The sequence below is a fragment of the Bartonella tribocorum genome (assembly GCF_002778015.1).
Taxonomy (GTDB): domain Bacteria; phylum Pseudomonadota; class Alphaproteobacteria; order Rhizobiales; family Rhizobiaceae; genus Bartonella; species Bartonella tribocorum_B.
Genome location: NZ_NJPP01000051.1, coordinates 1 through 6491, shown reverse-complemented (window position 1 = coordinate 6491; position 6491 = coordinate 1). Strand labels below are relative to the sequence as shown.

3 protein-coding genes are annotated in these 6491 nt (G+C 41.8%); 1 reads left to right on the top strand and 2 read right to left on the bottom strand.

Translation table 11 applies throughout. The features are described from left to right. Nucleotides 1-1101: 1101 nt before the first annotated feature. Together groL and groES are read right to left on the bottom strand one after the other, a co-directional pair. Nucleotides 1102-2745, bottom strand: coding sequence for a chaperonin GroEL (groL, locus tag CEV08_RS08750; protein WP_100131228.1), 1644 nt, complete (start codon nucleotides 2743-2745; stop codon nucleotides 1102-1104). A 56-nt stretch (nucleotides 2746-2801) separates the two neighbouring features. Continuing rightward, complete coding sequence (gene groES, locus CEV08_RS08745; RefSeq protein ID WP_005774667.1) at nucleotides 2802-3098, bottom strand: co-chaperone GroES; 297 nt, start codon at nucleotides 3096-3098, stop codon at nucleotides 2802-2804. Nucleotides 3099-3326: 228 nt separating this feature from the next. On the opposite strand from groES, the gene fumC reads away from it, so the two are divergent. After that, complete coding sequence (fumC, locus tag CEV08_RS08740; RefSeq protein WP_100131227.1) at nucleotides 3327-4715, top strand: class II fumarate hydratase; 1389 nt, start codon at nucleotides 3327-3329, stop codon at nucleotides 4713-4715. Nucleotides 4716-6491 lie beyond the last annotated feature (1776 nt).

Here is a 6491-nt window from a genome sequence, read left to right as displayed (position 1 = left end):
GCCCCAATTTACGGGATTAGCGTATCAAATAAAAAATGATGAGTAGAAAATTGTTTTTTATCTTTAAGCTTCTTCATTTAAGCGTCTCAAATGGCGTTCCCACTTTCAAAAATTATCCCAACAGAAGAGAGATAAGACCGGCTCATCAAAATTATCGAACTCTACACATCGATACAAAAGCTATTTAACAAAGCAAAGATTGATTTTTTATGCAAAAGCTTGAAAGAGCAGCATCTTATTCATCAAAAATAAATCCCATCACACTGTAAAGCTCTCTTGCCAATGCTCTCTTTCCAGCGCAATGGGGCCTCACTCTTACATATTGCGTTGGTTTATAAAACTCATTTCCTCCCACTGAAAGCACAGAGGCTTTTTTATGATGAATGCGTTAGCTTAAAATGAAAAAACAAAATGGAGGAAATTAAAACTTTTAAGGAAAAAACTTATCAATCAAAGCTGTTGTCTTTTTATCAGCAATATATTTTCAAAGGCCATCACGCCCCCATAAAAATATTTCATCCATGCAAGAGAAAAAAACCATAAATCAACCATGAAATCTCTTCACGCAATAACAATATATTGATATACAATGATAATTTAGCATTATTTAACTTGAATGAGAGTCCCCAATAACGTAAGATTCTCTCATTTAAAATCTGTCTATTTTGAATCAATCAAAACCATGTCTCTTGCACATCACAAGCAGGGTAAGTCTGTGGATCAAACTGTATACGATAAGGACTAAAAATGGTTCTTATGAACGCTCTCAAGTACCAAGGGTTGGTCCGCAACACTCACGAGCTGGCAAAGTATGTGATGGATGCCGGCTTTTTTCTTCACAAACGTAAAGATGAGGGTGCTCAATGGATTTACCATTATACCATTCATGGATACCGCTCATGAAATAAGCTTGGGTGCTTTGAGAGATGTTTCTTCAAAACAAGCCCGTGAATGTGCAATGACGATACATCAATCAGCAAAAAATAAGAACACCCCTATAAGATAGCTATATCATAAAAGGGAGTTTTATGAAACATAAAAAATAGACAAAAAAAACGGGCCGAAAAGACCCGTTTCTTAATTATCTTTAGGGAAAAGAGCTTAGAAATCCATTCCGCCCATTCCACCCATTCCACCAGCCGGAATTGGAGGCATTGGAGCATCTTTCTTTGGCATTTCAGCAACCATTGCTTCTGTTGTAATCAGAAGGCTGGCAATTGAAGCTGCATTTTGAAGAGCAGAACGCACCACCTTCACAGGATCAACAATTCCCAAAGCAATCAAATCACCAAATTCACCCGTTGCGGTATTGTAACCAAATGTGTCAGCATTATTTTCAAGCACTTTGCCCACAATAATCGCCGCTTCTTCACCAGCATTGGTTGCAATTTGGCGTGCTGGAGCTTGCAGAGCACGACGAACGATATTAATACCCGCTTCTTGGTCAGGATTACTTCCCTTAACGGTCAACGCATTTGCAGCACGCAACAATGCAGTACCACCACCAGCAACAATACCTTCTTCCACAGCAGCGCGTGTTGCATTCAACGCATCATCCACACGATCCTTCTTTTCTTTTACTTCAACTTCTGTTGCACCACCCACACGGATAACAGCAACACCACCAGCGAGTTTAGCAAGTCTTTCTTGCAATTTTTCACGATCATAGTCAGAAGTTGTTTCTTCAATCTGCGCTTTAATCTGATTAACGCGTGCGCTAATTTCAGCCTTTTGTCCTGCACCATCAATAATGGTGGTGTTTTCTTTAGAAATATTCACTTTCTTTGCACGTCCAAGCATATCCAAAGTGACATTTTCAAGCTTAATGCCTACATCTTCAGAAATCACCTGTCCAGATGTCAAGATAGCGATATCTTCAAGCATTGCTTTACGACGATCACCAAACCCTGGTGCTTTTACAGCCGCAATTTTCAAGCCACCGCGCAATTTGTTCACCACGAGCGTTGCCAAAGCTTCACCTTCCACATCTTCAGCAATGATAAGAAGTGGTTTGCCAGACTGAACAACTGCTTCCAAAACTGGAAGTAAAGATTGCAAATTAGACAATTTCTTTTCGTGAATGAGAATGTAAGGATCATCAAGATCTGCGACCATTTTCTCAGCATTTGTGACAAAGTAAGGGGAAAGATAGCCACGGTCAAATTGCATTCCTTCCACGACTTCCAATTCGGTTTCAGCTGTTTTCGCTTCTTCCACGGTAATGACGCCTTCATTGCCCACTTTTTCCATGGCATCAGCGATCATTTTACCGATTTCAGCAGCGCCATTGGCCGAAATGGTTCCAACTTGCGCAATTTCTGCTGAAGTTTGGATTTTTTTAGCTTTTTTGAAAAGATTAGCCACCACTTCATCCACAGCAGCATCAATTCCGCGTTTAAGATCCATAGGGTTCATACCGGCAGCAACAGCTTTCACGCCTTCTTGCACGATAGCTTGTCCCAAAACAGTTGCTGTTGTTGTTCCATCTCCAGCAATATCATTGGTTTTAGAAGCAACTTCGCGCAACATTTGCGCACCCATATTTTCGAACTTATCTTCCAGTTCGATTTCCTTTGCAACGGATACACCATCTTTTGTAATACGTGGTGCACCGAATGATTTATCAATCACCACATTGCGCCCTTTAGGACCGAGTGTCACCTTAACCGCATTAGCAAGGATATCGACACCGCGCAACAAACGCTCACGCGCTTCACGGCCAAATTTGACTTCTTTAGCAGCCATTTAATTTCTCCTTGGAGTTTTTTCAAAATAGTACACAATGAAAAATTGAGCGCGTCTTAGCCCATAATTCCCATAATGTCAGATTCTTTCATGATTAAAAGGTCCTCCCCATTAATCTTGACTTCAGTTCCAGACCATTTTCCAAACAAAATACGGTCCCCTGTTTTGACTTCTAAAGGCACACGCTTTCCGTTATCGTCGAGAGCGCCATTGCCAACAGCAATAACTTCACCTTCTTGTGGTTTTTCTTTTGCTGTATCAGGAATGATAATCCCACCAGCGGTTTTATTTTCAGATTCAACCCGACGAACAACGACACGGTCGTGAAGTGGGCGGAATTGTATATTAGCCATGTTTTAAATCCTTAAAACTGAACATAATTGAATTAATCTTAGAAAGTTCTTGCTAGCACTCTTAAGGTATGAGTGCTAACGCTATCCAAGATATAAAATCGGTTTTTCTCAATGTCAAGGATAACCATAAAATAATTTCTCCAAATGAAGCTTCAACGTCTTGCTTCTTTTTGCCATTTGGCGTTATTAAGCTTTTTAAAGAACCCGTGAACAAAAAAGGATCTTATCATGGTTGAAACACGTCAGGAAACGGATAGCTTTGGAACGATTTCGGTACGCCAAGATCGTTATTGGGGTGCACAAACTGAACGTTCTCTGCATAATTTTAATATTGGCACTGAGAAGCAGCCTCTTACCATTATTTACGCCTTAAGCCTTATCAAAAAAGCGGCTGCTCTTGTTAATATGGACAAAGGCAAACTTTCTCAAAAGATTGGAAAAGCGATTGTCACTGCTGCCGATGAAGTTCTCTCTGGTGCCTTCGATACGCATTTTCCCCTTTCTGTTTGGCAAACAGGCTCTGGGACACAAAGCAATATGAATGTTAATGAAGTGATTGCCAACCATGCCAGCATGCTTTTGGGGGGCAAACTGGGAAGCAAAAAGCCTGTTCATCCCAATGACCATGTCAATATGAGTCAATCATCCAACGATTCCTTTCCCACAGCGCTGCACATTGCCACCACGCTGGAAACGCGCCAACATCTTTTTCCCATTCTTGAAGCCCTTATTACCACTTTCAAGAAAAAAGAAGAAGAATTTTCCGACATTATCAAAATCGGGCGCACCCATACGCAAGATGCCACCCCGCTAACGCTTGCACAAGAATTTTCAGGTTATCGCGTAGCACTGGAAGCCAATCTTCATCGTATTGAAACAGCCCTTGCTGATGTTCAAATGCTTGCCCAAGGGGGAACAGCTGTTGGAACGGGTCTCAACGCCCCGAAAGGTTTTGATGTTGCCTTTGCAGAAACGATCAGCACCCTCACAGGGATACCCTTTAAGACAGCGCACAATAAATTTGAAGCCCTTGCCCATCATGGTGCTCTTGCACATTTTCACGGCAGCTTGAATGCCTTAGCTGCTGATCTCTTTAAAATTGCCAATGACATTCGGTTTTTAGGCTCCGGCCCCCGTTCTGGTTTAGGGGAACTCACCTTACCTGAAAATGAACCCGGCTCTTCTATTATGCCTGGCAAGGTTAACCCCACCCAATGTGAAGCCATGACCATGGTTGCAGCCCAAGTTTTTGGCAATCATACCAGCGTAACCTTTGCCGCAAGCCAAGGGCATTTTGAACTCAATGTCTATAAACCTGTTATTGGCTACAACGTTTTACAATCCATCACCCTTCTTGGTGATTGCATGCGTTCTTTTGATATGCATTGCATTCAAGGATTACGGGCCAATCGTGTTCATATTCACGCGCTCATGGAACGCTCACTCATGTTAGTCACAGCTCTTACTCCAGAAATTGGCTATGAAAAAGCCGCTGAAATTGCCAAAGCAGCGCATAAAAATGATACAACGCTGCGCACTGAAGCTCTCAAAGCAGGCGTTTCTGGCGAAGATTATGACCGGCTGGTTGATCCCAAAAAGATGATCGCTCCCCAATAAAGCGCCCAATAAAGAAGATTCAGACTTTTAAATTTGATCCATCAAAACCATCGGGGCGTAAACGCCCCGATTACAGCGTCCCACAGCCTTTTAGTCTCTCATCCTCGTGTCTAGCTTTTATCCCAAGCGGGCTTTTGGCCCAAGCCGCCTTTTACCCCAACACGGCTCTTGGTTCAAAGTAATAATCAAAGCGATAATGTAGCATTATCCAAAACGCTCTCATTCATTTTCCACGCAAGCTTAAATGCCCTATACTCTCTTTAAAATTGCCAATAACTTTCGATCTTTAAGCCCCTCTCCCCCTTTCAGCTCTTAGCCCAAGCCGGATCTTGACCCAAAGCAATTATGTAGCATCATCCAACTTAAATAAATACCCCCGAATACTGTAGAATTTTTTCATTTTAACTCTCTTTATATTGAATCAATCAAAATCACGTACTTGCACATCACAAGCCAATGGGATCTCGCGGGACGTAAAATTGTATAAAAAAGCATGTTTCTTTTGAACCGTCTCAAGTACCAAGGGGGCCACAACATTTTAGGGCTTTTTAAAACCGTCCCCCCAAATATGTACCAAATATATACCAAGCGTGTAATAGTGCCGGCTTATTTCTTCATGAACACACAAAAATGAGGAAAACACAATAGATTTTATATTATTTCCAAATTATATATTATTTTTATGAGGGCTTTACTATTTTATACCCTTCATCATTACCAAAATGGGCTTTGTCTCTTTAAAAACAAGTCCGCAAATAAGCAATACAAGGCTATTGAGGGAAAAAGTATAGCATTTTTTGCATAAGGAAACGCCCCCATTAAAACGCCAAATAATAAAATAGAAGCATCATTTTCACTCTTTAAAAGAGATGGATAGTTTTGAAAATCATCAAGTAAAAAGGGAATGGCAAGGCGAATGATGACACACCTTTAGCTTCACATCCACTCCCCCGCATCCTCCTCCACATCCACACCCGCCTCTTCATCCCAACCAGCCCCTCATTCACAAGACTTATTCTCCCAAATTCCTCTCACGCCATTTCATGCCATGATAAAAGCCCAAAACACCCCAAAGCCTCCATAATACATAAAGCCTCTACGACCTTCCTATTCTTGTTTTACAGATCACCATTTTTACGCTTTTACATTTTTACAGAAAAAAACAAACACCCCCTGCACTGCTCTATAAACAATGCTTTCCCCCACAGCTTCGTGAGAGCCACAGCCACACGCCTCTATCCAAATCCCTCACATCCACCCTCCATATCCACCCCCTCGCATTCACTCCCTCATATCTCAACCCCTTTCATAGCAAAGAAAGATCACTTGAAGGAAATRACACCCCATAGCTCAAAAATAYGWAARGAARCCATRATGCRACAACAAGCTTTCGCRGGGCCTTTATCATCAAAAACATAATTCTAAAACAAGCGCGCTTGCCATCCGATCTACAAAAGCTGGTATCGCTCACACGCTCCTTTACCTCATCGTAGGGTTCACCACCTTAATCTTTGTCTCAAACCATATGCGATTACATTGGAATTTTATATTGAGTGATAAACACGAGAAAAGACACGCACATCTCTTAAGAAAACAAGAAGATTACAAACATAATAGATTGAAGAAAAGCACAAGCTTTTTATCAAACACGCTGCACTAAAACACCCATAATCCCTTGTCTGCCTCCCCCTTATCTGCCTCCCCTTGTCTGCCTCCCCTTGTCTGCCTCCCCTTGTCTGCCTCCCCCTTGTCTGCCTCCCCTTGTCTGCCTCCCCT